The 24,088-nt window shown below is 47.0% G+C and carries 23 protein-coding genes and 1 other RNA gene; 9 read left to right on the top strand and 15 right to left on the bottom strand.

What is annotated here, in order from left to right; translation table 11 throughout:
• Nucleotides 1-869 precede the first annotated feature (869 nt).
• From ruvB to aspS, 4 genes are all read right to left on the bottom strand, one after another.
• The gene (gene ruvB / locus C2M34_RS06885; RefSeq protein ID WP_105200496.1) at nt 870-1,874 is read right to left on the bottom strand and encodes a Holliday junction branch migration DNA helicase RuvB; all 1,005 of its coding nucleotides are present in this window, start codon (nt 1,872-1,874) and stop codon (nt 870-872) included.
• Nucleotides 1,875-1,887: 13 nt separating this feature from the next.
• Nucleotides 1,888-2,508 carry a Holliday junction branch migration protein RuvA gene (gene ruvA, locus C2M34_RS06880; protein WP_105258401.1) on the bottom strand — a complete coding sequence of 207 codons (621 nt, stop codon included), beginning with the start codon at nt 2,506-2,508 and terminating at the stop codon, nt 1,888-1,890.
• Nucleotides 2,509-2,510: 2 nt separating this feature from the next.
• On the bottom strand, nt 2,511-3,032 hold the full coding sequence (gene ruvC / locus C2M34_RS06875) for a crossover junction endodeoxyribonuclease RuvC (RefSeq protein ID WP_105200498.1): 522 nt from the start codon (nt 3,030-3,032) through the stop codon (nt 2,511-2,513).
• 129 nt (nt 3,033-3,161) lie between these two features.
• On the bottom strand, nt 3,162-4,949 hold the full coding sequence (gene aspS, locus C2M34_RS06870; protein WP_105200499.1) for an aspartate--tRNA ligase: 1,788 nt from the start codon (nt 4,947-4,949) through the stop codon (nt 3,162-3,164).
• Nucleotides 4,950-5,142: 193 nt separating this feature from the next.
• Between aspS and C2M34_RS06865 the strand changes: the two genes are divergently transcribed.
• Nucleotides 5,143-6,000, top strand: coding sequence for a DUF72 domain-containing protein (locus C2M34_RS06865; RefSeq protein ID WP_105200500.1), 858 nt, complete (start codon nt 5,143-5,145; stop codon nt 5,998-6,000).
• An 18-nt stretch (nt 6,001-6,018) separates the two neighbouring features.
• On the opposite strand, the gene C2M34_RS06860 is transcribed toward C2M34_RS06865, so the two are convergent.
• Nucleotides 6,019-6,708 carry a DUF3334 family protein gene (locus tag C2M34_RS06860; protein ID WP_105258400.1) on the bottom strand — a complete coding sequence of 230 codons (690 nt, stop codon included), beginning with the start codon at nt 6,706-6,708 and terminating at the stop codon, nt 6,019-6,021.
• Between the two features lie 227 nt (nt 6,709-6,935).
• Here C2M34_RS06860 and cmoA point away from each other — a divergent pair, with 227 nt between their 5' ends.
• The 5 genes from cmoA to C2M34_RS06835 all read left to right on the top strand — a co-directional run bounded on the left by cmoA (nt 6,936) and on the right by C2M34_RS06835 (nt 11,545).
• Nucleotides 6,936-7,661, top strand: a complete 726-nt coding sequence (gene cmoA / locus C2M34_RS06855; RefSeq protein WP_105200502.1) for a carboxy-S-adenosyl-L-methionine synthase CmoA — start codon at nt 6,936-6,938, stop codon at nt 7,659-7,661.
• Nucleotides 7,662-7,672: 11 nt separating this feature from the next.
• Complete coding sequence (gene cmoB, locus C2M34_RS06850) at nt 7,673-8,641, top strand: tRNA 5-methoxyuridine(34)/uridine 5-oxyacetic acid(34) synthase CmoB (protein WP_105258399.1); 969 nt, start codon at nt 7,673-7,675, stop codon at nt 8,639-8,641.
• 447 nt (nt 8,642-9,088) lie between these two features.
• On the top strand, nt 9,089-10,141 hold the full coding sequence (gene purM, locus C2M34_RS06845; protein ID WP_105258398.1) for a phosphoribosylformylglycinamidine cyclo-ligase: 1,053 nt from the start codon (nt 9,089-9,091) through the stop codon (nt 10,139-10,141).
• On the top strand, nt 10,141-10,812 hold the full coding sequence (gene purN, locus C2M34_RS06840; protein WP_105258397.1) for a phosphoribosylglycinamide formyltransferase: 672 nt from the start codon (nt 10,141-10,143) through the stop codon (nt 10,810-10,812). Before purM ends, purN begins: the two co-directional genes overlap by 1 nt.
• Entirely contained in the window at nt 10,745-11,545 is an 801-nt protein-coding gene (locus C2M34_RS06835) for a DUF3108 domain-containing protein (protein WP_105258396.1), read from the top strand. The genes purN and C2M34_RS06835 overlap by 68 nt, the downstream gene beginning before the upstream one ends.
• 50 nt (nt 11,546-11,595) lie before the next feature.
• On the opposite strand, the gene C2M34_RS06830 is transcribed toward C2M34_RS06835, so the two are convergent.
• Genes C2M34_RS06830 through C2M34_RS06820 form a run of 3 tightly spaced genes read right to left on the bottom strand, consistent with a single transcriptional unit; the run spans nt 11,596 to nt 13,572 of the window.
• The gene (locus C2M34_RS06830) at nt 11,596-12,210 is read right to left on the bottom strand and encodes a hypothetical protein (RefSeq protein ID WP_105258395.1); all 615 of its coding nucleotides are present in this window, start codon (nt 12,208-12,210) and stop codon (nt 11,596-11,598) included.
• Entirely contained in the window at nt 12,210-12,830 is a 621-nt protein-coding gene (locus tag C2M34_RS06825; RefSeq protein WP_105190773.1) for an RNA polymerase sigma factor, read from the bottom strand. The genes C2M34_RS06830 and C2M34_RS06825 overlap by 1 nt, the downstream gene beginning before the upstream one ends.
• A 58-nt stretch (nt 12,831-12,888) precedes the next feature.
• Nucleotides 12,889-13,572 (bottom strand): energy transducer TonB, encoded by a 684-nt coding sequence (locus tag C2M34_RS06820; RefSeq protein WP_105258394.1) that lies wholly within the window; start codon nt 13,570-13,572, stop codon nt 12,889-12,891.
• 981 nt (nt 13,573-14,553) lie between these two features.
• Here C2M34_RS06820 and C2M34_RS06810 point away from each other — a divergent pair.
• Entirely contained in the window at nt 14,554-14,793 is a 240-nt protein-coding gene (locus C2M34_RS06810; RefSeq protein WP_105200510.1) for an RNA recognition motif domain-containing protein, read from the top strand.
• Between the two features lie 1,203 nt (nt 14,794-15,996).
• On the opposite strand, the gene C2M34_RS06795 is transcribed toward C2M34_RS06810, so the two are convergent.
• Nucleotides 15,997-16,296, bottom strand: a complete 300-nt coding sequence (locus tag C2M34_RS06795) for a hypothetical protein (RefSeq protein ID WP_105258391.1) — start codon at nt 16,294-16,296, stop codon at nt 15,997-15,999.
• Nucleotides 16,297-16,377: 81 nt separating this feature from the next.
• Here C2M34_RS06795 and C2M34_RS06790 point away from each other — a divergent pair, with 81 nt between their 5' ends.
• Nucleotides 16,378-16,611: a hypothetical protein gene (locus C2M34_RS06790; RefSeq protein ID WP_046520085.1), complete on the top strand. Its 234-nt coding sequence runs from the start codon at nt 16,378-16,380 to the stop codon at nt 16,609-16,611.
• Nucleotides 16,612-16,898: 287 nt separating this feature from the next.
• Here the strand turns inward: C2M34_RS06790 and C2M34_RS06785 are convergent, their stop codons facing one another.
• Both C2M34_RS06785 and C2M34_RS06780 read right to left on the bottom strand, forming a co-directional pair.
• Nucleotides 16,899-19,937, bottom strand: coding sequence for an efflux RND transporter permease subunit (locus C2M34_RS06785; RefSeq protein WP_105258390.1), 3,039 nt, complete (start codon nt 19,935-19,937; stop codon nt 16,899-16,901).
• Between the two features lie 4 nt (nt 19,938-19,941).
• Nucleotides 19,942-21,030, bottom strand: a complete 1,089-nt coding sequence (locus C2M34_RS06780; RefSeq protein WP_105258389.1) for an efflux RND transporter periplasmic adaptor subunit — start codon at nt 21,028-21,030, stop codon at nt 19,942-19,944.
• Between the two features lie 431 nt (nt 21,031-21,461).
• Here C2M34_RS06780 and C2M34_RS06775 point away from each other — a divergent pair, with 431 nt between their 5' ends.
• Nucleotides 21,462-22,100 carry a TetR/AcrR family transcriptional regulator gene (locus tag C2M34_RS06775; RefSeq protein ID WP_105258388.1) on the top strand — a complete coding sequence of 213 codons (639 nt, stop codon included), beginning with the start codon at nt 21,462-21,464 and terminating at the stop codon, nt 22,098-22,100.
• Nucleotides 22,101-22,387: 287 nt separating this feature from the next.
• On the opposite strand, the gene C2M34_RS06770 is transcribed toward C2M34_RS06775, so the two are convergent.
• The 4 genes from C2M34_RS06770 to C2M34_RS06755 form a co-directional block, all read right to left on the bottom strand.
• Entirely contained in the window at nt 22,388-22,675 is a 288-nt protein-coding gene (locus C2M34_RS06770; RefSeq protein WP_105258387.1) for a TnsA endonuclease N-terminal domain-containing protein, read from the bottom strand.
• A gap of 130 nt (nt 22,676-22,805) precedes the next feature.
• An RNA gene (gene ffs / locus C2M34_RS06765) (signal recognition particle sRNA small type) lies at nt 22,806-22,902 on the bottom strand.
• Nucleotides 22,903-23,166: 264 nt separating this feature from the next.
• The gene (locus C2M34_RS06760; RefSeq protein ID WP_158681403.1) at nt 23,167-23,568 is read right to left on the bottom strand and encodes a DUF3014 domain-containing protein; all 402 of its coding nucleotides are present in this window, start codon (nt 23,566-23,568) and stop codon (nt 23,167-23,169) included.
• On the bottom strand, nt 23,547-24,008 hold the full coding sequence (locus C2M34_RS06755) for a hypothetical protein (RefSeq protein ID WP_105258385.1): 462 nt from the start codon (nt 24,006-24,008) through the stop codon (nt 23,547-23,549). The genes C2M34_RS06760 and C2M34_RS06755 overlap by 22 nt, the downstream gene beginning before the upstream one ends.
• Between the last annotated feature and the right edge of the window lie 80 nt (nt 24,009-24,088).

The following is a 24,088-nucleotide window of genomic DNA, read 5'->3' as shown; positions in this document are numbered from 1 at the left end:
TATTGCAATTAACTGTATCCGCGCTCAATACAGCGTACGACACACAATGAACCCTAGTGTACCCAGTCATAATTGCGCTGACAATGACCTTGCCATGAATTGCCGCCTAGCGCCGATAAATCGCCGCAGGCTGTGGTTAACAGGCAGATACACAGATATCTTATTGGGCTCTTTTACATGCGAAAAAGTTCCAAAAAAACAGATTTTATGCGAATTATTCGCATAAGCTGTCATTTTGCCGATGTATTACAAGTTAAAAAATAGTAATTCTAATAGAACAAAAAAAGCACAAAAATAATAATAGCCTTATATTTCAACATACAAAGCTAATAGCCTTACGTTTATTGCGCAAAATATCATCATGAAGATTTTATTCGGTATTAGTTTTTTTTATCCGAAAAAAATAATTTTTCTAGTTTGAAGAAAATCTGCTACCGCTTTATTATTCTCCCTGTACTGAGCTAGCGCAACCAACTATGGCTCTATTGCACAGTTCATGAGGTGGTTTCTGATTCCCCACCTCACACCATCGGCTGTTTCATCCTACTATTGAGCAGCTGGTGTGTTCCTCGGATTTACTTCCTTCAACTTGTTGTTTTGCCCGCTTTATTAGCGGGCTTTTTTTTGCCTGAATCAAGCTCAGTCACAGACCCTAATCGGTGCAGCCTTAATCCGCTGTGAATCGGCTGTCGTATGACAAGCAATTGGCTGCCTGTTGTCGGCCGTTGCTTCGCGTCGACAAGGTATCAAGGGTGCACTTTTGTCGGGATGAATCCCGACCTACAGAGGTATTCCGGGCATAAAAAAGCCGAGCTTATGGCTCGGCTAATTAGTGCTCGGCTAATAAAATGCGATTTTACACACCAGACTTAGGTCGCCTTATGCAGACCAAAGTGAGCATAGGCATGGTCAGAGACAATGCGCCCTCTTGGTGTACGTTGAATAAAGCCCTGCTGGATCAGATAAGGCTCAATGACATCTTCAATGGTTTCTTTTTCTTCGCCTATGGCGGCGGCGAGGTTGTCCAAACCAACCGGCCCACCCATAAACTTCTCGATGATCGCCAGTAAATACTTGCGATCCATGTAATCAAAACCGCTTTTATCAACATCCACCATATCCAGAGCCTGGGCGGCAATATCGGCGCACACGCTGCCATCGCCTTTCACCTCGGCAAAGTCACGAACGCGGCGCAACAAGCGATTGGCAATACGCGGCGTGCCCCGCGAACGTTTAGCAACCTCGTATGCACCCTGCTCGTCTATGCTCAAACCAAGATGAGTTGCAGAGCGCTTAACTATGGATGCCAGGTCATCGACATTATAAAACTCCAGGCGCTGGACAATACCGAAACGGTCGCGCAGCGGTGAGGTTAAAGAGCCGGCCCGAGTCGTTGCACCGATAAGGGTAAAAGGCGGTAAATCTAACTTGATTGAGCGCGCTGCCGGACCCTCGCCTATCATGATATCGAGTTGATAGTCTTCCATGGCCGGGTAGAGAATTTCTTCCACATGCGGGCTCATGCGATGGATTTCATCGATAAAGAGCACGTCATGGGCTTCTAAATTGGTTAGCAAGGCCGCCAAGTCGCCGGCCTTTTCTAATACCGGGCCTGAAGTGGTTTTAATACTCACCTCCAGTTCATTGGCGACTATGTTCGCCAACGTGGTTTTACCCAGGCCCGGCGGACCGAAGATAAGCAAGTGATCCAAGGCCTCACTGCGAGAGCGTGCCGCCTCGATAAAGATATCCATTTGCTGTTTTACATGAGGCTGACCATGATAGTCCGCCAGCAGCTTAGGTCGTATGGCCCTATCGACCACGTCTTCATTGCCCTGCTGCTGGGGCTCAATTAGTCTATCCGCTTCTATCATTCACTTATCTCTGTTACAGCATCGCCCTAAGCGCTTGCTTGATCATTTGCTCCGAGGTCATGGCCTCCTGGGCAACGGCTTTCACCGCTTTTGTTGCCTGACTATTCTTATAACCCAAGGCTTCCAGGGCAGCAATAGCATCGTCTGTGGCATTGGCGGCTACTAAGGTATCACCACCTGCACCGCTAAGGGGCGCCACATCCGTATATGGCGTGAATAAATCCGGCCCCCAGTCTTTGAGTCTGTCTTTCATTTCCAGCACCAGACGCTCGGCGGTTTTCTTGCCCACCCCAGGCAATTTCACTAAGGTGCTGGCATCGCCATGATGGACACAGCGGATAAACTGCTCCGCCGACATGCCAGAGAGAATGCCAAGGCCAAGTTTAGGACCCACACCATTGGCTTTTAGCAGCTCTCGAAACAGAGCGCGCTCGCTTTTGGTGTTAAAACCGAATAGAAGCTGGGCATCTTCACGCACCACAAAATGAGTAAACAGGGTGACGTCTTCGCCGCACTCAGGCAAGGCGTAAAAACAGCTCATGGGCAAGCTGATTTCATAGCCGACACCGGCCACATCCACCAGCACTTCTGGAGGCTGTTTTTCGACTAATTGTCCGCGAATTCTTCCTATCATATTCACCTCAAACGACCACGCACGGTTTTGCGCGCTTGGCCGGCTAATTTAATCAGGTTTTGTTGTGAGTGACCATGACACATGGCAATGGCCAAGGCATCGGCGGCATCCGCCTGGGGCGTCGCCGGCAGCTTTAAAATATGCTTAACCATATGTTGAACTTGTGCTTTTTCTGCCGAGCCCTTACCCACCACGGCCTGTTTTACCTGGCGCGCGGAATACTCATGGACGCCCAGCTCTGCCATGGTGGCGGCAACGATGGCGGCACCGCGAGCCTGACCCAGCTTGAGTGCCGAGTCCGGGTTATGGGCCATAAAGACCTGCTCAATGGCAAAGGCGTCGGGGTTAAACTGTTCGATCAACTGGGTGACACCTTGGTAGATCATTTTTAAGCGCGTTGGAAACGCGTTCTCACCAAGCTTAATACAGCCGCTGCCCAGATAGACAAAACGCTGTCCTTGCTGGCGCACCACGCCGTAACCGGTGAATCGCGAGCCAGGGTCAATCCCCAAAATAATACTCACCCAGAAACCTTATTCTTGTTATTGCACCAAACAATGGTAACTGTATGGATGACCAGTGTAAAGGCGAGGCACAAGAAAAAAGCGGCCTAAGCCGCTTTTAAGATTGAACTCTGTGTCTGAGCGAGCGGATTACTCACCCTGCTCCGCTGTCGCACTTGCTTTAGGTGCAATGGCGATACCCAGCTCTTTAAGCGCATCCGGGTTGGCACCGCTTGGCGCATCCGTCATCAAGCATGAAGCCTGAGTAGTTTTCGGGAAGGCGATTACGTCACGAATGTTGTCCGTGCCACATAGCAGCATTACCAGACGGTCAAGACCAAAGGCCAGACCCGCATGTGGAGGCGTACCGTACTTCAAGGCATCCAGTAAGAAGCCGAACTTCTCTTGTTGCTCCTGCTCTTCAATACCCAAGATGCGGAAAGCTGTTTCTTGCATGGCGCTGTTGTGAATACGTACCGAGCCACCACCGACTTCGTAGCCGTTTAAGACCATGTCATAGGCATCGGATAAGGTGCCTGCCGGGTTGGCTTCCAGCTCTTCTGGGCTTACGCCTTTTGGTGCCGTGAACGGGTGGTGTACCGCGTGCAGGTTACCTTCGTCGTCTTCTTCAAACATTGGGAAGTCAACAACCCAAAGCGGTGCCCACTTGCTTAAATCTGTTAGCTCAAGGTCTAAACCGATTTTCAAGCGTAGTGCACCCATGGCTTCGTTAACCACGTTGCGGCTGTCGGCACCAAATAGAATGATGTCGCCAGATTGCGCATTGGTGCGCTCTAGCAAGGCAGTGATCACTTCTTCACTTAGGAATTTAGCGATAGGTGATTGCACGCCTTCAACACCGGCGTCGCGGTCGTTAACCTTCATCCAGGCCAGACCTTTTGCACCATAGATGCCGATAAACTTAGTGTAATCATCGATTTGTTTGCGTGATAACTCAGCACCGCCTGGTACGGTAAGTACAGCTACACGGCCTTTTTCATCGTTGGCCGGGCCTGAGAATACTTTAAACTCAACGTCTTTCACTAAGTCGGCAACGTCGATAAGTTCCATCGGGTTACGTAAGTCCGGCTTATCCGAACCGAAGCGACGCATGGCTTCTTCGTGACCCATCACAGGGAATTCGCCAAGATCAACGTTCAGTAGCTCTTGCCACATATCACGAATTAGTTTTTCGGTGATAGCACGAACCTGATCTGACGTCATAAACGAGGTTTCGATATCGATCTGGGTGAATTCAGGCTGACGGTCTGCACGTAAGTCTTCATCACGGAAACATTTCACGATTTGATAATAACGGTCGAAACCAGACATCATCAGCAACTGTTTAAATAACTGCGGCGACTGTGGCAAGGCGTAGAAGCTGCCGTGGTGTACGCGGCTAGGTACCAAGTAGTCACGAGCACCCTCTGGTGTCGCCTTGGTCAATACCGGAGTTTCGATATCAAGGAAGTCGTTGCTGTCTAAGAAACGACGTACAAAGCTTGAAGCCTTGGCGCGCAGTTTAATGCGATCGCTCATCTCAAGACGACGCAGGTCAAGATAACGGTATTTAAGACGACGCTCTTCCGAGTTTTGCTGGTTAAAGTCCAGCGGTAGCGCTTCGGCACGGTTGATGATTTCAAGCGCGGTGCCAAGAATTTCAACTTCACCTGTGGCCATATCTTTATTTACTTGGCTTTCGGGGCGAGCACGCACCACACCTTTGATCTGGACACAGAATTCTTGACGAAGTTTGTTGGCAATATCCATTAACCCTTCTACTTCAGGGTCAAACACCACCTGCACCAGGCCTTCGCGGTCACGCACATCGACAAAGATCAAACCGCCTAGATCACGGCGTTTGTTGATCCAACCACAAAGAGTAACCTCTTGGTCGACATGGCTTTTATTCAAGTGTCCGCAATATATAGAGCGCATAATATTCCTGTTTTAATTGTAAGCGCGTGAGCTAAATGCACGCAGTGGCCAAATAAATTGCGTCAATTATATAAAATCGGCGGTCAATGTCACGAAGCAAACTACGGCTTGGCTATTTATTCACCACCTTGAAGACCCAAGCTATGGTAGCATTTGCGTATCAGAGCAAATAAAGACAAGAGCAAAAGCACAGATGTTGTATTTGGGTTGCCCACAATGGGCCAATAACGCCTGGAAAGGCAGTCTTTTTACTTCCGACTGTCAAAACGCCCAGATGCTGGCGCAATATGCCCAGGTGTTTAACTCGGTGGAAGGGAACACCACCTTTTATGCCGATCCCAAGACTGAGACAATACAGCGCTGGCATGAGGCCACCGGCGATGACTTTCGCTTTACCTTTAAGTTTCCCAAGCGTTTTAGCCACGACCTGGCGCTGCAATGTGATAAACAGGCGGTACATACCTGGTTGAAGTTAATGTCACCCTTGCTGGAAAAAACCGGATCCCTGATGTTGCAACTGCCCGCCAGTTTTGCCCCCATGCACCTGAGTCGCTTACAACACTTTATGGCGCAGATACCCGCGGACATCGGCCGCAGCATAGAAGTCAGGCATCCTGAATTTTTCACCAAAGGGGATGGCGAGAAACAGCTTAATCGCTATTGTTTTGAACAGGGCATAGATCGTGTGTGCATGGATACCCGGGCGCTGTTTGCCGCCAAGCCTTATAACGACGCCATTATTGATGCCCAGCAAAAGAAGCCCCATCTCCCCGTGCATGCTATTGCTTTGGGCCAGCGTCCTATCGTACGTTTTGTTATCGCCGCCATGGGGGATGAATATCAAAGCTACTATCAACCCTGGCTCAAAAAGATTAAGCAATGGCTGGATGAAGGCCGTGAGCCCTATGTGTTTTTGCACACCGCCGACAATCATGGCGCACCCTTATTAGCACGACAGTTTGCTCAAGATTTAAAAGCCCACTGCGGTTATCATCATAGAGCTGTCGACCCCTTTGCCGGTGAATACAAGCAGCAAAGCAGTTTCTTTTAGTCCCCCCGAGGCTCACCACTATAAACCGAGGTTTTCCATAAAGTCATCATCGATATCCTGCTCTACGTCTTGCGCTTGCTTGGCCTTGGCGCGGGGATTAGTTGCGCTCTTATCCAAGTCGGCTGCTTCACGTGTATCCAAGTCTTCATTGATATCAAAATCACGCAGCTTAAAAAACTCGGTTTTTTCCATCGCCATTTCAAGATAGAAGATATGCTGACTTTGGGTGGTAAAGGTGACCCGTCGTGCCTGCGGTCTGTCTGAGGTAGTACCGACGGAGATCTGCACCTGCTTATTAATAGCCATCATTTTCGGCTGGTTTTGGCTGATAGAAGTGTGCAGTAGTTCACGCACTTTTTTGCTAAAGTCGCCGACAATCTGATTCATCAATTCACCGAGCACATTGGCCACATCATCGGATAAATGGCTTTTTGCCAGCTCACTCTGTGGCATGCCCATGTTGCGCAGGTAATTGCCGTAAATTTCCAGCGCCGCCCCAGCGCTGAAGTTGGTCACCACTAAGGCGCTAAAACCGCCGTCAAACAGCACAAAACAGCCTAGGTCCGGGCGCATACAAGTGTGCGATATTTTCTGCACCATGGCGGAATAACCTATGCTACTGCCACTGGCGGACGATAAGACCTGAGTGACCGAATGACACAAGGTAGCGAGGATATCATCGGTGCTAATTACTTTGCTTTTGCTCATGCACAGTCTCACTTGCTGCTGTTAATGGCGCATTGCCGCGACTAACATATTGAATTAACGGCAAATAGGCTTGGTTTATTCGCGCTTTTTTATCATTGTTCCTGCTCTTATATCCCCTTGGCCAGCACACAGGGTTAATGCCCGTACATAATCGCCGACTAAAGCTGCCCACAAACAGCACAAAAATGATAAAATAACGTCATCGTTTCTAGCTAGAGCTTAGCAAAGTGTCAGCCAAAGACAGTATTTACGCCTCTGAACAACAAGTAAAAGACTTCACTTTTGACGCCAAGGTAGTGGAAGTATTCCCCGATATGATCGAGCGCTCGGTCCCCGGGTACGCCACCATAGTCAGCACCCTGGGCAAACTTGCCGGTAAGTACGCGCAAAACAACAGTAACCTCTATGACTTAGGTTGCTCCTTGGGCGCCGTGACCCTGAGCATGCGCCGCAACCTGAACCAAACCGGCTGTGAGATCATTGCCATCGACAATTCCGCAGCCATGGTTGAACGTTGCCGTTTACACCTTGAAGGCTTTCGCTCCACGGTACCGGTCAAGGTTGAGTTGGGCGATATCTTAGACGCCAAATTAGAAAATGCTTCTGTAGTGGCAATGAACTTCACCTTACAATTTATTGAGCCGGAAAAACGCCAGGCGCTATTAAGCCGTATCTACAACGCCCTTAAGCCCGGCGGCGTTTTACTGTTGAGCGAAAAGCTGCGTGGTGAAAATCAAATCGTCGACGACCTGTTGATCGATCTGCACCACGACTTTAAGCGCGCCAACGGCTATTCCGAGCTGGAGATCAGCCAAAAGCGTACCGCCATCGAGAATGTGATGCGCACCGACACCCTGAGCACACACCTCACCCGCCTTAATGAGATTGGCTTCAGCCAAACCCAGGTGTGGTATCAATGCTTCAACTTTTGCTCCATGGTCGCAATTAAATAAACGGAACAACTATGAATCAGTGGTTTAACGAATTTTATCGCCATATTGCCTGCACCGAGCTCAGCCATTGGCTCAATACCTTGCCGGCGCAACTACAACACTGGCAAGACGAAGCCCGCCATGGCGATATGCCGAAATGGCAAAAAGTACTGAATAACCTGCCTGAATTGAACGCCTCAGAAGTGAATATTCAAACTCAGGTGCAAGTAGGTACCAGCGAGGATATTAACGAAGGCCAGCGCAAGCAGCTTATCCATTTATTGCAGCGTTTTATGCCCTGGCGTAAAGGTCCCTTCTCTTTGTTCGGCATTGATATTGATACCGAATGGCGCAGCGACTGGAAATGGGATCGAGTTTTACCTCATATCAGCCCACTGCATGGGCGCAAGGTGCTGGATATCGGCTGTGGCTCGGGTTATCACCTATGGCGTATGCGCGGCGAAGGTGCCGAGCTGGTAGTCGGCATTGACCCAAGCGATTTATTCCTTTGTCAGTTCCAAACCATTAAGCACTATAACCCAGACCCGGCGGTACACCTGCTGCCGTTAGGGGTGGAACAACTGCCGGAACTCAAAGCCTTTGATACCGTGTTTTCCATGGGCGTGCTGTATCACCGCCGTTCGCCCATCGACTTCCTGGCCCAGTTGCGCGCTCAGTTGCGCAAAGGCGGCGAACTGGTGTTAGAAACCCTGGTTATCGAGGGGGATATCAATACAGTTCTGGTACCCGAGGACAGATATGCGAAAATGCGTAATGTCTGGTATATCCCCAGCACAGAAGCCCTGATGCTGTGGATGCGCCGTGTTGGCTTTAAGGATATTCGCGTCGTCGACACCGACCAAACCTCGCTCAACGAGCAGCGCCGCACCGAATGGATGGAAAATGAATCTCTGGCCGATTTCCTAGACCCTAATGATCCAAACAAGACTATTGAGGGCTATCCGGCACCATTAAGAGCCGTTATTGTGGCCACTGCATAAACAAGGACAAAGGTCCTCCTTTTCCTAGCTAAGCCGCGGCATTTGCTGTAAAATGCCCGGCGTTTAGAGGGCCTGTTTATCTTTGTGGTTTACTTTATGTTCAATCTAAACGCATTCTGGTGAATATAATCACTGATTTATCTGGTTAAATTCATCCATGAAGCTTGGTTACATCGCGCATCCATGCGCTCACCTCGCTAAGCTGCGAAGCATTGCTTCGGTCTTGCTCGCCTATGTTCATAGCGAGTAACACAGAGCAGGATGCGTTTAGATGAACCCACAGGGCAGCGTTTGTAGCGCATTTCTACTGTGTTGTTACATGTTTATGTAGAATAACTACACCACACATGTGACGCCTTGTACAAATCTGCTACAAACTGCTGCAGAAACAAACAACAAAGGTCAACAGACCCTGATCACCCCTAAATTAAATTTTGAGGAAACCCTGTGAGCGAACAAAAACAGTCTCTTAGCTACAAAGATGCCGGCGTTGATATCGATGCGGGTAACGCCCTAGTAGAACGCATTAAAGGCGTTGTGAAAAAGACCAAACGTCCTGAAGTGATGGGCGGCATCGGCGGCTTTGGTGCGCTATGTCAGCTACCGACTGGCTACAAAGAGCCTGTTTTAGTTGCCGGTACCGATGGTGTGGGCACTAAATTGCGTCTTGCAATCGACCTTAAAAAGCACGACACCGTAGGCATCGACCTGGTTGCCATGTGTGTTAACGACCTTATCGTTCAAGGTGCCGAGCCACTATTTTTCCTTGATTACTATGCCACCGGCAAACTAGACGTGGACACGGCTGCCGACGTAGTTACTGGCATTGGCGCGGGTTGTGAGCTTTCTGGTTGTGCCCTTATCGGTGGTGAAACCGCTGAAATGCCTGGCATGTACGAAGGCGACGACTACGACATGGCTGGTTTCTGTGTGGGTGTAGTAGAAAAAGAAGGCATTATCGACGGCACTAAGGTTGCTGCCGGTGATCAGCTTATCGCTCTTGCCTCTAGCGGCCCGCACTCAAACGGTTACTCATTGATCCGTAAGGTTCTTGAAGTATCTGGCGCCGACACCAACAGCGAATTTGAAGGCAAAACCCTAGGCGAGCACCTGCTTGAGCCAACGCGCATCTATGTTAAGCCGGTACTAGAGCTACTTAAGCAAGTAGACGTACACGCGCTTTCACACATCACAGGCGGCGGCTTCTGGGAAAACATCCCACGCGTATTGCCTGAGTCGGCTAAAGCCGTGATCAAGGGTGACAGCTGGCAGTGGCCTGCGGTATTCAACTGGCTACAAGACAACGGCAACATCGAAACCCACGAAATGTACCGCACCTTTAACTGTGGTGTAGGCATGGTGCTTGTGGTTCCTGCCGACAAGCTAGAGCAAAGCCTGAGCATCCTTAAAGATGCCGGCGAAAACGCTTGGCACATTGGTGAAATCCAAGACGCTGTTGCCGGCGAAGAGCAAGTTGAAATCACCGGTGGTGCGCAATAATGACACCAGGCCAGGTACCTGCTCGACTCGTAGTACTTATTTCGGGCAGTGGATCTAACCTTCAGGCCATCATTGATGCGGTTACAGCGGGTACCCTCCCCGCTGAAATCTGCGCGGTGATCTCTAATAAGGCCGATGCTTTCGGCCTTGAGCGCGCCAAAAATGCTGGCATCGAAACAAAAGTGTTAGACCACAAGGCGTTTGCCACGCGCGAAGAATATGACGTGGCTCTGGGTGAGCTGATTGAGAGTTTTTCACCTGACTGTGTTGTATTAGCTGGATTTATGCGTATTCTAACAGCAGGCTTAGTGCAAAAGTTTAAAGGGAAAATGTTGAACATTCACCCTTCCTTGTTGCCTAAGTACCAAGGGCTGAATACCCACCAGCGTGCTTTAGATGCAAACGATAAAGTGCATGGCGTTAGCGTTCACTTTGTGACCGAAGAGCTCGACGGCGGACCTGTGATAGTTCAAGCACAGGTGGCCATCGAAAGCGATGACACAGCACAGAGCTTAGCGCAAAAAGTGCATGCACAAGAACATATTATCTATCCGTTGGTGGTTAAGTGGTTCAGCGAACAACGACTGAAAATGGAAGATAACTATGCAGTGCTCGATAACAACACCCTTCCAAGCCAAGGCGCCGACCTCAGCGCGTACTTGGACAGCTAAATTATTGATTGCCGCAGTCCTTGGCTGCGGTGTCAATCTTGCTCAGGCCGAGCAGCAAGACGCAGATCCTGCACCGACCATCGCCTTAAACGAATACAGCGCCGAGTATATAGTGACCCGTCAGGGTGAACGCCATGGTGCCGCACAGCGCAGCCTGACCCGCGTCGACAATGACCTCTACCAATTAAGCTACCGCAGCGAAATTGAGTGGATGATCTTCTCCGACGAGCGCCAGGAAAGCAGTCGCTTTAAGTATGTCGATGGTGCCGTATTGCCCATAGACTATATACTTAAGCGCTCAGGTACCGGCCCGGATAAAACCTATAAGATCAGTTTTGATCACCAGCAGCAACAGGTATTTAGCAACCAGTCTAAATACCCGCTTGAGTGCACCTGGCAACAAAACTTCCAGGACGTGCTTTCTTACCAGATCTCATTGCGTCAGGCGCTAAGCAAGGGTGAAACCAAGTTTACCTACCCCATAGTGGATAAAAAGGGCAACAACCGCGAATATCAATTCGAGGTGATTGGCAACGAAACCATTACCCTGCCCATAGGCAATGTGGAAACCATCAAGGTTAAACGTGTGTACGACAATGATAAGCGCCAAGCCATCGCCTGGTTTGCTCCTAGCCTAGATCATATGATGGTACGCATGTACAAGGGCAAAGACGGCGTAGAACAGTTCCAGGTGGAATTGGCCAAGTACACGCCAGGCACCGCAACCCACTAATCTTAGAACACAAAAACAGGCGCTACATTTAGCGCCTGACCTCTCTTACCTCAGCACTGCTGATGCTTGCCCGCTCCCTGTATTGCCACCAGCTGACCGTTACTGTCAAAAGACAAGGCCAACAGAGCGCCAGACTGCAGTTGCGCCGCCGGGTGCCCTACCCGCTTCAACAGTTCCGAGCTCAAGGCGATCAACACCTGTTGCCGGCAATCGGCCAACAACCAATCGCCCTTATTTTGCACTAAACGCACTAAACGAACCGGCTCCTGCTCTTGGTCAAGCGCATAGGCCTGGTGTTGCACCCGCAGCTGACTGGCCAGCTGCAGCTCGGCCTGCTCTATGCTGCCCAGTTGCGCCGGTACCGTGTCGCTGATACGCATGCGTTGCTCGCCATCGGCGATATCAAAGATTTCCATGCGCGTATAACTCTCAACGCTATACAGGGGGGCATGCTCTTGCTTTGCCGCCTGCCAGGTTACCGACACTAAGGTAAATAAGGCCACACAGGCCATCAGCCACTGACCCTGATGCCACCAGCTACGACGATTACGGGGGCTCGAATTGAGAGCCGACAACAAGGCTTTTTTCTCCTGTGCCTGCAGGCCGCTTTGTTGTTTTTGTTGTTGCTGCCATTGGGCCAGTTTGTCTGATCCGCGGTTTGCCATTACTGTGCTCCTTTGACCATGGTGGCGGCGATTTTTGCGCGTGCATAGCGCAATCGGGTTTTTACACTCTCTTGGGCGCTGGCGGTGATCTGGGCAATTTCTTGCAAACTAAAACCCTCGAGTTGCAAGGTTAAGGCCTCGCGTTGTAAGTGCGGCAAGTCTGCTATCGCCGCTGTTAATTGCTGCTCGGTGGCGGCCATGATCAGTCCCTCTATATGCTGGGCGTCGAGGTGCAAATTAGGCTCCTGCAGACATTCTTCTACCGGTAGATGACGCTTTTGCCTGCGGGCATAATCAATCACCTGATTGCGGGCCAGGCTAAATAACCAGGCCTTAAAGCTGCCCTGCTGTTGCGGACTAAAGCGTTGTGGCTGGGCCAACCAGCGCAACCACACCTCATGCAATAAATCGAGCGCCAATTGCCGCCGCGTATGGCTATCCTCACTTAAGGACACTAACTGGGCCTGCAAAAAATACAGCACATCGTCGCTTAGCCTGAGCACCAAGACATCCCGTGCCTTGGCGCTGTCGGCGGCCAGTTGCGCCAACTGCTCATCACTATAGTGGCTATAGTTTGGCGACAGGGGCGCAAATATCCGTGTGGCAACCGCTTTTAGCATCTTTACTCCTTAAATCGGCGACACCCTAGGCTCAAATCCAGGGTGGCGCCCTAGGCGACTAATTTTGCAAGTTAAAGTCTAATCTTACCTGTTGATTGGGCTGGCTCCTAGCCACACCCTCCACAACCTTAGGGCTAAACTTCCATTTACTCAGCGCCTTAAGGGCCTCACGATCAAAAATCCGCTTGGGCTCGGCGCTAATTACCTTAGCATTGATAACCTGACCGGTTGGGGAAATATCATAGCTAAGTATGACATAACCTTCGATCCCCTCACGGGCGGCGGTCGCTGGATATTGCGGCGGTACCCGCACCAAGGGCATGGCGGTATCGCGAGACATGGATGAAAACTCCCCCAAATCCGACATCTCGGTGCCCACATCCGGCAAGGTCGGCGCTAACGTCAGCACCTCACCACCTGGGTCGGCAACCAGGCTTGGTCTTGATTCTGGCCTTGGCTCAACCTTAGGTGGCACCGGCTTGGCTTTTTTGATCACCTCGGTGTGCTTGGGCGGCTCCATGATTTCCACAATGACATCGTCAAACACCTCAACGGGCGCACGTTGCTCTGCGGTCAACAGCGACACCATAAAGCTAAAGGTCGCCAAAGTGATCGCCGCAGCGGCTAAGGCAAAGGCAACCGCCTTAAAACCTGGTGCAATCAGATTATGGCTGGGCTCAAAACCCGGTTCGTATGTGCCACTCTGGTGAGCGCCATGAGTAATATTCAATGTATTTTCCATGCTCTTTCCCCTTAAAAACTGACACCCTGACAAGTAAGGTGCTTACTAAGAAAACGCATGGGGGTATAAAAAGGGGTGAAAATATTTTTAAGACTTTTGCATAGAGCATGCCCTACCCTTACTTGGGTTGAGCTTAAACACAGTTCACACAGCAATTCGTATTGATAGAAGCGTTGAAATTAACACAACAAGGAATTATCCAACGAAGGCATACACAACAACAAACACCATAATTGACCAAAATATAATCTCCTGGAGTTTGTAAGCCATTTTATCCTTGTTGAGTAGAGGCAACACCCATACCAAGAAATAGCCAGTAAACCCACCCACCAGCAAAGGCAATATAATAAGTATATCCAGCAATAAAGGGTCACACGTTGGAAAGAAATCGAGTATAAAAACTGGAGAAATGACACTAAGCAAAAAAATAAAATAGATAAGTGAGTGGGTACCAATGGAAGTATTACATTGAGGGCAACGTAACTTCCTAGGCTTACTTAGTACATCCCAATACTTAATTTCTGTGTAATCACACTCTGGACATTTCATATCCTTTTTCGCGCCCCCATTATTTATTGGTTTTTACTAAAGGTGTTTGTAATTAATCTTAGACCTTATTCGAGTAGGGTTCGGTTGTTTGAAGTGAAAGTTGTCATAAAGCCCATGCCAATTTCAGGCACTTCAGAGGTATTAGTGAAGTAAAAGATGACAAAAACTTTCCCCTGTCCCAATAATGACCTTCGGATGACTCTTTTGTGCCAAAAGCGGACGGTGAGAACGCCGCGTTAAGTAGTGAGCAACGCTACCACCTAACCCATTGCACCGTAAACACAAAACTCAAATTGGACTAAAATGCCACGCGTTGCGAATCTGCCTTAAACATTTTGTTAGGTACAATTTTTTCAAGGTAAGTTATCAATAACTTGGTTTGTTAACCGTTACCTGCCACACTTAGCTCGCATTTTATATTAGGCAACCACTATGAAACTTTTAGTTCGCAATTTAGAGCGTAAAACATCGGAACATGACATTCGTATTCTATTTTCCACTTTCGGCACTGTAACTGAGTGCAATCTAGTTTTAGACCAAGAAACTGGTCAATCAAAAGGCTTCGCGTTTGTTGAAATGCCTGACGAAAGCGAAGCAAAAACAGCCATTGAAAAATTACACCTTTCAACGGTAGCTAAGACCAAAATCAGAGTTAAATTAGCTCAAAACTAATAACAATAAGCGCCAGTAAACCTTAGATATTGCTGGCTCGATTTCAAACTTTTCGTATTGTACCTAACGCAAAGCTTTGGGGCGGCTGAAGCGCAGCGTAAGCCGTCCCAGCCACGATAGTGGCAACAACAGCGCCTTGTTATGTGTTTTTACCATTATTTTTTTTACTAATCGTTGATTTAGCTAACGTGACAATTGCGATTAACCCCAGACCCAATAGCACTGCTAGTAGAGTAAAACTAAACTCCTCCCGCGCTTTGAAGATCAGTATTAAGTACACAACTACTATGCAAGCCAAAAATATATTGCTGATTAAACCAACGTATTTTTTCAAAACAACTTTGTCCATGATGTTCAGCTTGAAACACATAACAATTTAATATCGAGCGATTGGGTCGTTTTTCTGCCGCAATCTGTCTCGCTTTTGTCCTATGACCATTGATAGCAAACTTAGGAAGTGCTTGCCAGCATTGAAGTTACGCTACGTTGCTATAAACGTGGACACGACAAAAACGACCCATTGGATCGTTTTCCTGACTATGGGAGAAACTCATCGATTATGGATATATAAACAGTAATTTATGTGGAAGGATGAAGGTCAGCTTTTCGCTCAAAGCCTCCCTTAGAGCATTTGCATTATCTCATTGAATGAATGGTACTAATTCAGGGGAAAGGTCACTTTCAATCCAAATATCTTCAAACTATCACTCATAAGCTAATATCCGAAATTCATCAATTCAGTTTTGAAGAGAGACAAAAGGAAAAGCTTCAGGAAAAAGTGCCCCTACAAAGTTATGGAGCAGTTGATTATTTACCCTGCCTTTTCGGCAGTTAAAATTAATATGGTCTGATTATTTACTTCTAGCCTGACTCCGGCCAATGCGGGATCGGATATCAGCTGCAAATTAATTTACATAGTAAGTGTAGAAAGAGAGTAGATTTCAGAAAGATTTCAAAGAAGATGTAGTTTGAAGTATAAGTTGACATAGTACACTCCCTACTCCTCAGCTCTATATAGATGTTATGGAAGTATAAGCTGACATAAATTTGAAGTAAAAGATGACAAAAAGTTCCTTACTTTCCTAATATAGCCACTCGTGCGTCCCCTTTTATGCCAAAAGCGGACCTTCACACGTAACTCGTTTCTGCCCCAAAACGAGTTAAGGTGAATGCTCTAAGGGCGGCTTAGAGTAAAACGGACTGTCACTCTCTAGCTACTCTAGGGAGGGCTTTTCTAATTCCTGCCAAGATGTTGCTCCAACCAATACGCTTTTTCCAAAGCTTTCCGTCGACCAAAACTTTATAACAATCGATCCGATCAGTTTTATAAAGTTCAAGCTTATGAGTAATGGGTTCACCACTATCGTAATCGGTGATTTCGATTATTCTTCTTAGTTCAGGAATATTTTGTGGCTCTACAAAGCTTTCTTGTTCTATATCAAATTTTCGATTAGTGTATGATTTACGATAATTTTTTGAAGCTTTATTAGTTTGTCTATACATAGGTAATCTCCTACCTTACGAGGTAGCATACCTTGCAAGGTCTCACTAATAAGCTGTTAGAAAACCAATGGAGATCGAGCATTGAAAGATAGAATCAAGTTGAATCCAGGCGAAACCTTAAAGCAAGAAAGCCATCGTTCAAAAGGTACTATGGCTGAGACCGATATCTGGACATATGCAGTTTTGGATTCAAGCGGGAACAAAGTAGGCTCTGTAGTCCATACGGATCACACTTCAATTAAAGGCTTCAATCGCACCCAATCAGTTGAACAGCGCGATGCGAATGGAAAAATCGTAGTAGATGTAACGTGGTAAGGTTTTCTAACAAGGCGCTGTTATCGCCGCTATCGCGGCTGGGACGGCTTACGCTGCGCTTCAGCCGCCCCAAAGCTTGGCGTTACCGAATAAATACTCTAACTCATTTCTGTCCAAAAACGAGTTTGTCCGCCAGTCCGTTTTTGCTCACAGCCGCAGTTCACATAGTGCTAAAAGCGGACGGTGAACGTTCAGGTAAGAGATTGCTTTCCGGTGTAATTTACATAACTTACAAGCTTAATTATTACACAAAAAAAGCCGCAGGTTTCCTGCGGCTTTTTTAAGCTTTAGCTCTCACTCGGTGCTCTGAATATCAAAGCATACAAGATTGGCAAAACCACCATTGTCAAAATCGTTGCAAATATTAAACCACCAATAATAGTGATTGCCATTGAAACGAAGAATGCATCGAATATCAATGGGATCATGCCTAAAGCGGTAGTTAATGCAGCCATAGCAACTGGACGTAATCGACTGCAACCAGAATCTACAATAGAATTTAATAAATCCTTACCTTGGCTTTGTTCAAGGTTTATCTCCTCTACCAGGACGATCGCGTTCTTAATCAACATTCCAATTAGACTTAAAAAGCCAAGTAGGGCCATAAACCCGAAAGGCTGACTTGTAACCAACAAACCAACAGTTACACCTATAACAGCCAACGGAACACATAACCATATCACGAGCGTTTGGCGTAAAGAGTTAAACATCACTACGGTAAGCAAAATCATTGCAAGAACAAAAATAGGGATTGATACTGCCAGGCCTTGCTCCGCTTTTTTAGATTCCTCATGTTCACCGCCCCATTCTAAACTATAACCTTTTGGTAGCTGTATTTTCTCTACTTCTGGTTTCAACCGGTTAAAGAGCTCGACTGCATTTCCTGAACTTGGGTCTGCTATGACAGTGATCGTACGTTCTCTATTTCGCCTATAGATTAAACCATCTTCAAAAACCGTTTCAAAAGACTGTACAACTTGACGGATAGGCACCATTTTCTGCGCAACAGGACTCCATATTTGGATATTACCTAAGTTGTAAGCATCTTCTCTAATACTGTCATCCGCCCTAACAATGATCGGCAATAACAGATCTTGCTCACGAAATACCCCCGTTAATACCCCATCATATGATTCCCGAATTGCCTCCGCTACCATAGGCCGCGTAATGCCATTCAAGTTAGCTTGCTCTTCTATTAAAACAGCTTTTATTACCTTCACTTTTTGTCGCCAGTCCGTTCGAATGGCCTTTGTATTCGGGTCGGATGAAAACACCTGCTTTACTTCATTAGCAATGCTCCTTAGTTGGTCTGAGTCAGGCCCACTTATACGCGCTTGAATTTTACCGGTTCCGCCAGTACCCAATTCAAAGGGGGATGCGTAAATCAATGCATCAGGATGCTTTTCAGAAAGCTGGGATTCTACCGTTGACATAAGATCGGGTATTTTTTTGTAGTCATCAACATCTACAAGAAACTGGGCGTAGCTACTATTTGGTTGCACAGGCTGATAAGTCAGTAAAAACCTCAGAGCACCTTCGCCTACTGTCGTTGTAACGTGTGTTACATTTGGCTGTGCATTTAAATAAGACTCGACCTTTTTGGCACTCTTCTGGGTTTCGACAATATGACTGCCTTGTGGAAGCCACATATCAACCATAAACTGTGCTCTTGTTGAGCTTGGGAAGAAACTTTGCTCTACAAATGAAAATCCCCACAACGCAAATGCAAATATACCGACTACCGATGCAGAACTAATATAACGGTGGCGAATACAGCGTCTCAGTAGCATTCTATAGCCGATATAAAAAGCTCCTCCATATGGCTCAGATTTTCTATCACTCTCCTTTGGTGCTTTTAAGAACATAACACACAGAACTGGGGTGACGGTTACTGCTGTAACCCAGCTAAGAAGCAATGACACCAACACGACCTGAAAAAGAGAGCGGCAATATTCACCTGTAGCATCGTTTGAGGTACCAATGGCTGCAAAAGCTAAAATTGCTATCAAAGTTGCAGCGAGCAAAGGCCAAGCAGACTGATTAACAACTTTAACTGCAGCACTAGATGCTTTTTCTCCCTTTTGCATTCGAACAAGCACACCATCGACAACTACTATTGCATTATCAACTAGCATGCCTAGCGCGATAATGAGCGCTCCGAGAGAAATTCGCTCAAGCGCAACTCCCATTGGTTCAAGAAAAATAAATGAACCCGCAATGGTCAAAACCAATACAAAACCAATCAGCAAACCGCTCCTTAACCCCATAAACAGAAGTAGTACAGCGATCACGATAATCACTGCCTCCACAAGGCTTGTAACGAAGCCTGAAATCGCTTCTGTAACTGCTTTTGATTGCAAAGATACATAACCAAATTCTATTCCTGCAGGACGTTGCCCCTTGAGTTCATCCAGTTTATCTAATATCGCTTCCCCCATATCAACAACATTGCCGCCAGAGACAGTAGAAATACCAAGGCCTATCCCTTCTTTCCCATCGAAGTGAATATGTTGTGTAGCAGGTTCAACATAACCACGACGCACGTTGGCAATGTCTCGTAGATAAAACTGTTTACTCGAACCGTCAGAAATCAACAGGTAATTAAAATCTTCAACCTGACTAAAGCCACCCGTTGGTGTAATGGCAACATTAGCTCTACCTACTTGTACATTACCTGCATCAACTACAATGCCTTTACTGCTTAGTTGATGTGTTATCCGCTCCGGGGACAAACCTAACTGGGCTAACCGATCTCTATTGAACTCAATGTAGATTGCTTCACTACGCTCACCAAACGTATTGATTTTGCCAACCCCTTTCACTTGCAGTAATTTTTGCTGCAGGTCATCAACATACGATTTTAGTTCGCGGTAGGTGTAACCGTCTCCAGTTACAACCATAAATACACTGTACACGTCACCATAATCGTCCATAACAAACGATGTTCCAGCTCCAGGTGGGAGGTACCGTTGAACATCGCTTACTTTTTGCCTGAGCTTATTCCATACCTGGGGGAGAGTCTCACTGTTGTACTGCTCTTTGATTGAAACAGTAATCGTTGATAATCCACGCTCTGACTTGGATGTAACTTTATCTAACTCTCCGAGCTGTTGAACCGCTTTTTCGATAAGTTCTGTTACTTCCTGTTCAACTTCTTCAGCGGAAGCTCCGCTATAAGGGGTGACGACTAAGGCTTCTTTAATTGTAAACTCAGGGTCTTCCAGTCGACTCATTTGACTAAATACCATTAAGCCGGCGAGTAACATAACGATGGTTAGTACGAGCGTAACGGTTTTCTTTTCGATAGCGGCTGAGGCAAAATTCATGAGATTAATCCTCTAACGGGTGAACTAGAAACCCATCAAACATGCTGTGCACGCCTGATACAGCGATTTGGTCGCCTTTGGCTAGACCGCTCTCAATTTGCACCCAGTTCGAACTAACACTGCCTAATATAACGGGTTGCTTTGTAACAATGCCCTCATCAGCATTGTAGAGCCAAACAAAAGACTGGTTATCTACATCACCCACAATTGCATCAACGGGAACCTGAAGTCCATTATTTCCGGAAGAGGATTTAAGAGGCTCATACAAAACATGGCCCGTCATACCTGAGCCGACGATACTATCCTCAGGTACTGAAAAGGCGACAGTGACTTTGTATGTACGGGTGATCGCATCAGCGGCACCAGAAAATTCAGTAATAACACCCGGAAATTTTTCATTAGGTGCAGCACTAACTGTTACAAACAATTGATCCTTTAAATCAATTTCCGAGGCGGAACTGACTTTTTCTCCCTGTGCCCAGTCAGCTTCTGGAACATCAACGACCATTTCGAAAGCGGAATCACTGTGTAATTGAAGAACAGGTTGCTTTGCATGAACCGTGTCAAACTGGTCAATATTAATACTCACCACTCTACCAGCAAACGGTGCTGTTAGAGTTGTATCATCAACGGCTTTCTTTGCGCGCCTGAATTCAGACTGAGCTACTTCTAAATTTCGTTTAGCTTCATCAAATGCTTGTGGGGTGACAGCATTCGCCTTGAGAGCTTTTTTGTATCGCTCAAAATCAGCCAACGCAGCGTCCCTATTAGATTTTGTGCTATCAAGCTGCGATTGATAGTCTCGAGCATCTAGATTTGCTAACACTTGGCCAGCCGAAACTGTCTGACCCTCTTTAATTTTAAGAGAAGTAATCTTGCCAGGCACCTCAAATGCGAGGGTTGACTCAAGCGCGGCGGATACACTTCCCGGATAGCGAGATGAGTTTTGTACAATATCTCCACCAACCGTATAAATTTTTACAGGTCTTGATACAGGAGTGCTTTCTTCTGGCTGCTTTTGATCACACCCCAGCAACGTGGCCGCCAACATTAAGGTCATCACAACCATACTGCCCTTTGTTACATTTTTCATCGAGAACTCCCAGTAATTAGACTTGAGTAATTTTAATAAACATAGTGCCTGGCCCTATACCGCACAATTAAACCGTAAATGAAGTTGTGCCAAGTTGCCTTAAACCTGATTGTAATATAATCACCACAATTAACACAACATGTGTTATGTTAATTTAATCAAGGTGTGTAAATAAGCGATTGCCAAAGAATGAACTTTAGTTCGATAGAAATTATTCCATGTGACTCTTGTGAATATGTTCATATGTCACGGCCAGTACGTAGTCGTATTGTGTTGCATCAGGACATATCGTTATGGAAAAATTGCGCGTCGATGCACAGCGAATGAGAGTGTGTTTTTTTAGTTTTTGTAGTTCATGTTCAAGCTTGAAAATTTAGCTTCTAATATCGAATTTGTGCGGAACAACTAACCCAGAGGAGTTTAACCACCAAATGAGTAATAATGAGTTCAGTCACAACAAAGGCAAAGCAAAAAGAGGACGCCCGGCAGGAGATCACGATTCCAAACGAAAGCAACTGGTGTCAGCCGTGATAGAGGTACTGTGCGAACAAGGCCATCGAGGAACCTCTATGCGTAAAGTATCGGCGAAGGTTGGCAGCTCAACAGGGACAATGACCTATTACTTCAAAAACAAAGAAGAAATGATCACCGCTGCTACTGATTTTATTTTTGAAGAATATGAACAGTTACTAATTAACGATGGAAAATACCTTGATATAAGAGACACATTAGATAACTGGTTAATGCGCGCGCAAAATGAGAGTAAAAGCACAGCCCCTGTTTTTTCTGAGTTGTTGATTTACGCTAGAAATGAGCCCAACTTTGCCAGGTACCTACTGAAAAAATACGAAAAGTTAAAGTCAATTCTCACTTTAAGCATCGAGCAAGGACAATTGGAAGGTGCAATTCGCAAGGATATTAGTGCTAAAATGCTATGTGACCAATTAACAGCTTTAGTTGACGGTTGGCTGGTAATTCAATCCATAAATATTGATGAATTCGACCCAGAACATACACAAAATTTTGTAAGTGCGACTCTAAAGCTTATGTCTCCATATACCGTATCCTAGATATAACACTGGTCTTTCCATTACGATTAGAATACAACAAGCTAAAGTTAGCTCACTTATTTTTTCACTCGCTTTGCCAGAATGTACATGCCGACAACAAAGGTGACTACTGTTAGTGATAACATTGCCAATCCAAATATTTGAACGTCATTCATAACAAAACTCCCAGACAAATTGCATAGCATTAGATACTGTTCAGATTACCACTGTATTTTAAAGAAAACACCCCAGCATTTGCTGGGGTGTTTGATGTCTAGCCCTGCCTTTTCGGCAGTTCACAGTGAAGATCACTCTTCTTCAGCAAGCTCCTTTACTGGCTTTATCTCGATATACTTTTGCGCGCCATCGCTATGAGTTAATAGAAAATCAGGTGTATATGGGCAAGTACGGCCTTCAAAGTCGTATTTAAAGCCAACAGGCTGAGCCTCACACGCAACAATCGCTGGGGAATATTCGAAGTGGAAACAAGCATCGAACTCTAATGCCGATTCGACGAGACAGGTAGCCTTGTTCTTTTGACTGGCGAACTTAAAAAGGTTTTTTACTCTGGAGTGTTTGAGTTTGCGTCGGTACATAGCCGTTTTCTTTTTTAGCTCACTGACTAAAAATTAGACTATGACAACTTATTGTTCAAATTTATGTCAACTTTAACTTCAAATTTGTCAACTTATACTTCAAACAACAGAAGAGGAATTTGGGTGGTAGCCTTACCAGCCACATCTCGGCACACACATCACACGCTGTGGCTGCTCCCTTCCGGGCCTGACCAGGTTCACATGCTAGTGTTGCGAGAGGACCAATAAGGCCACCATAGTGGGCCTCTTTGGGCGCAGGAGGGATTATCCCGACTTTAACGGTGAGATTCAAGGGAAATCCGTGAATTGCCCAATAAATACAGGTTAACTGCCTAGTAAACAAACAGTTGGTTGTCTGTTAGGCACGAGTTTAGGCTATTGGGCCAGCCTGATGGCCAGCCCACCTCTGTGCTATTGTGCTATTGTGCTATTGTGCTATTGTGCTATCGAGAATCGAATGGCAATGCCACCGACTCTCTTATTACCGGCATTTAATCAAGCTGGGTGCGGAGCTCGCGTAACACCCCTTTCACCTTGGCCACGTTTTCCGGGCCCATGCGCAGTAATTGCTTTTGCGCCGGCGGCAGGTTTTCCCATTCTGAATAGGCATACTTATAGGTAACTGAATCGCGCAACAACGGAATTTGTGTGGTCATCTCCGGCGTTGCCAGTACCAGGTCGATGGCCTGCACCAGACGCTGCTCAAAGCTGGTACCCGGCTCACCTACTTCGCCATAGGCTTCGACAAAGAGTGGCTCGAAGCGTTTATAAAGCGCCAAAAGCTGCTCGCTGTCCAGGGCCGTAAGAATGGCCACATAAGGGTCATAGCGTTTAAAACTTTGCGGGTCCATGGTCAGCACATCGCCTTCAACTACGCTGAATGGCTCTTGCAATTAGTCACCGGCGAGTGATTGGTGGCAACGCGACCGGCGGCGAGGTTATTAACAAACACCACTGTGCGCCGGATTAAATCATCATTAACCAATAGTTCGGCACTGCTGGCGGCCAAGGATTGCTCTACCCGCTCGCTGACCTCAGCATCGCTGTCATCCAGGCTTGGTAGGGGCTCTTCCATTACCGGCTCAGGCTCTGGCTGAACGGTCTCGGGCTGAACAGGCTCGGGGGTTGGCTGCGGCTCTAACTCGGGTTCGGGCTCTTGCGGCTCAATAACCACCTCTTTGGGCTCGGCAACAGGTGCCGGCTCAGTCGGTTGCTGCTGATTACTGAGGGCGATAACCACTACAATCATCAACACCACAACAACGATGGCGGCAAATAACAGGGTATTTCTGTTCGGTGTTTTCGTGTCTTGTTCGGGGGGCTGCTCTTTCATAGGTGCTCCGTTAACATAACCACGGTTTCAGCAAGGGCGGTGGCCATCAGTGGCAGTGCCAACATTGACAACGCGCTTGC

It is taken from the genome of Pseudoalteromonas sp. T1lg88 (assembly GCF_002964765.1).
Lineage (GTDB): Bacteria > Pseudomonadota > Gammaproteobacteria > Enterobacterales > Alteromonadaceae > Pseudoalteromonas.
This window is presented reverse-complemented; position numbering and strand designations above follow the sequence as displayed.

Excerpts from the sequence above, each read along its gene's own strand:
- ruvB (WP_105200496.1), bottom strand. The coding sequence starts at position 1,874 with ATGATAGAAGCGGATAGACTAATTGAGCCCCAGCAGCAGGGCAATGAA.
- ruvA (WP_105258401.1), bottom strand. The coding sequence starts at position 2,508 with ATGATAGGAAGAATTCGCGGACAATTAGTCGAAAAACAGCCTCCAGAA.
- aspS (WP_105200499.1), bottom strand. The coding sequence starts at position 4,949 with ATGCGCTCTATATATTGCGGACACTTGAATAAAAGCCATGTCGACCAA.
- C2M34_RS06865 (WP_105200500.1), top strand. The coding sequence starts at position 5,143 with ATGTTGTATTTGGGTTGCCCACAATGGGCCAATAACGCCTGGAAAGGC.
- C2M34_RS06860 (WP_105258400.1), bottom strand. The coding sequence starts at position 6,708 with ATGAGCAAAAGCAAAGTAATTAGCACCGATGATATCCTCGCTACCTTG.
- cmoB (WP_105258399.1), top strand. The coding sequence starts at position 7,673 with ATGAATCAGTGGTTTAACGAATTTTATCGCCATATTGCCTGCACCGAG.
- purN (WP_105258397.1), top strand. The coding sequence starts at position 10,141 with ATGACACCAGGCCAGGTACCTGCTCGACTCGTAGTACTTATTTCGGGC.
- C2M34_RS06835 (WP_105258396.1), top strand. The coding sequence starts at position 10,745 with ATGCAGTGCTCGATAACAACACCCTTCCAAGCCAAGGCGCCGACCTCA.
- C2M34_RS06830 (WP_105258395.1), bottom strand. The coding sequence starts at position 12,210 with ATGGCAAACCGCGGATCAGACAAACTGGCCCAATGGCAGCAACAACAA.
- C2M34_RS06825 (WP_105190773.1), bottom strand. The coding sequence starts at position 12,830 with ATGCTAAAAGCGGTTGCCACACGGATATTTGCGCCCCTGTCGCCAAAC.
- C2M34_RS06820 (WP_105258394.1), bottom strand. The coding sequence starts at position 13,572 with ATGGAAAATACATTGAATATTACTCATGGCGCTCACCAGAGTGGCACA.
- C2M34_RS06810 (WP_105200510.1), top strand. The coding sequence starts at position 14,554 with ATGAAACTTTTAGTTCGCAATTTAGAGCGTAAAACATCGGAACATGAC.
- C2M34_RS06795 (WP_105258391.1), bottom strand. The coding sequence starts at position 16,296 with ATGTATAGACAAACTAATAAAGCTTCAAAAAATTATCGTAAATCATAC.
- C2M34_RS06785 (WP_105258390.1), bottom strand. The coding sequence starts at position 19,937 with ATGAATTTTGCCTCAGCCGCTATCGAAAAGAAAACCGTTACGCTCGTA.
- C2M34_RS06780 (WP_105258389.1), bottom strand. The coding sequence starts at position 21,030 with ATGAAAAATGTAACAAAGGGCAGTATGGTTGTGATGACCTTAATGTTG.
- C2M34_RS06775 (WP_105258388.1), top strand. The coding sequence starts at position 21,462 with ATGAGTAATAATGAGTTCAGTCACAACAAAGGCAAAGCAAAAAGAGGA.
- C2M34_RS06770 (WP_105258387.1), bottom strand. The coding sequence starts at position 22,675 with ATGTACCGACGCAAACTCAAACACTCCAGAGTAAAAAACCTTTTTAAG.
- C2M34_RS06755 (WP_105258385.1), bottom strand. The coding sequence starts at position 24,008 with ATGAAAGAGCAGCCCCCCGAACAAGACACGAAAACACCGAACAGAAAT.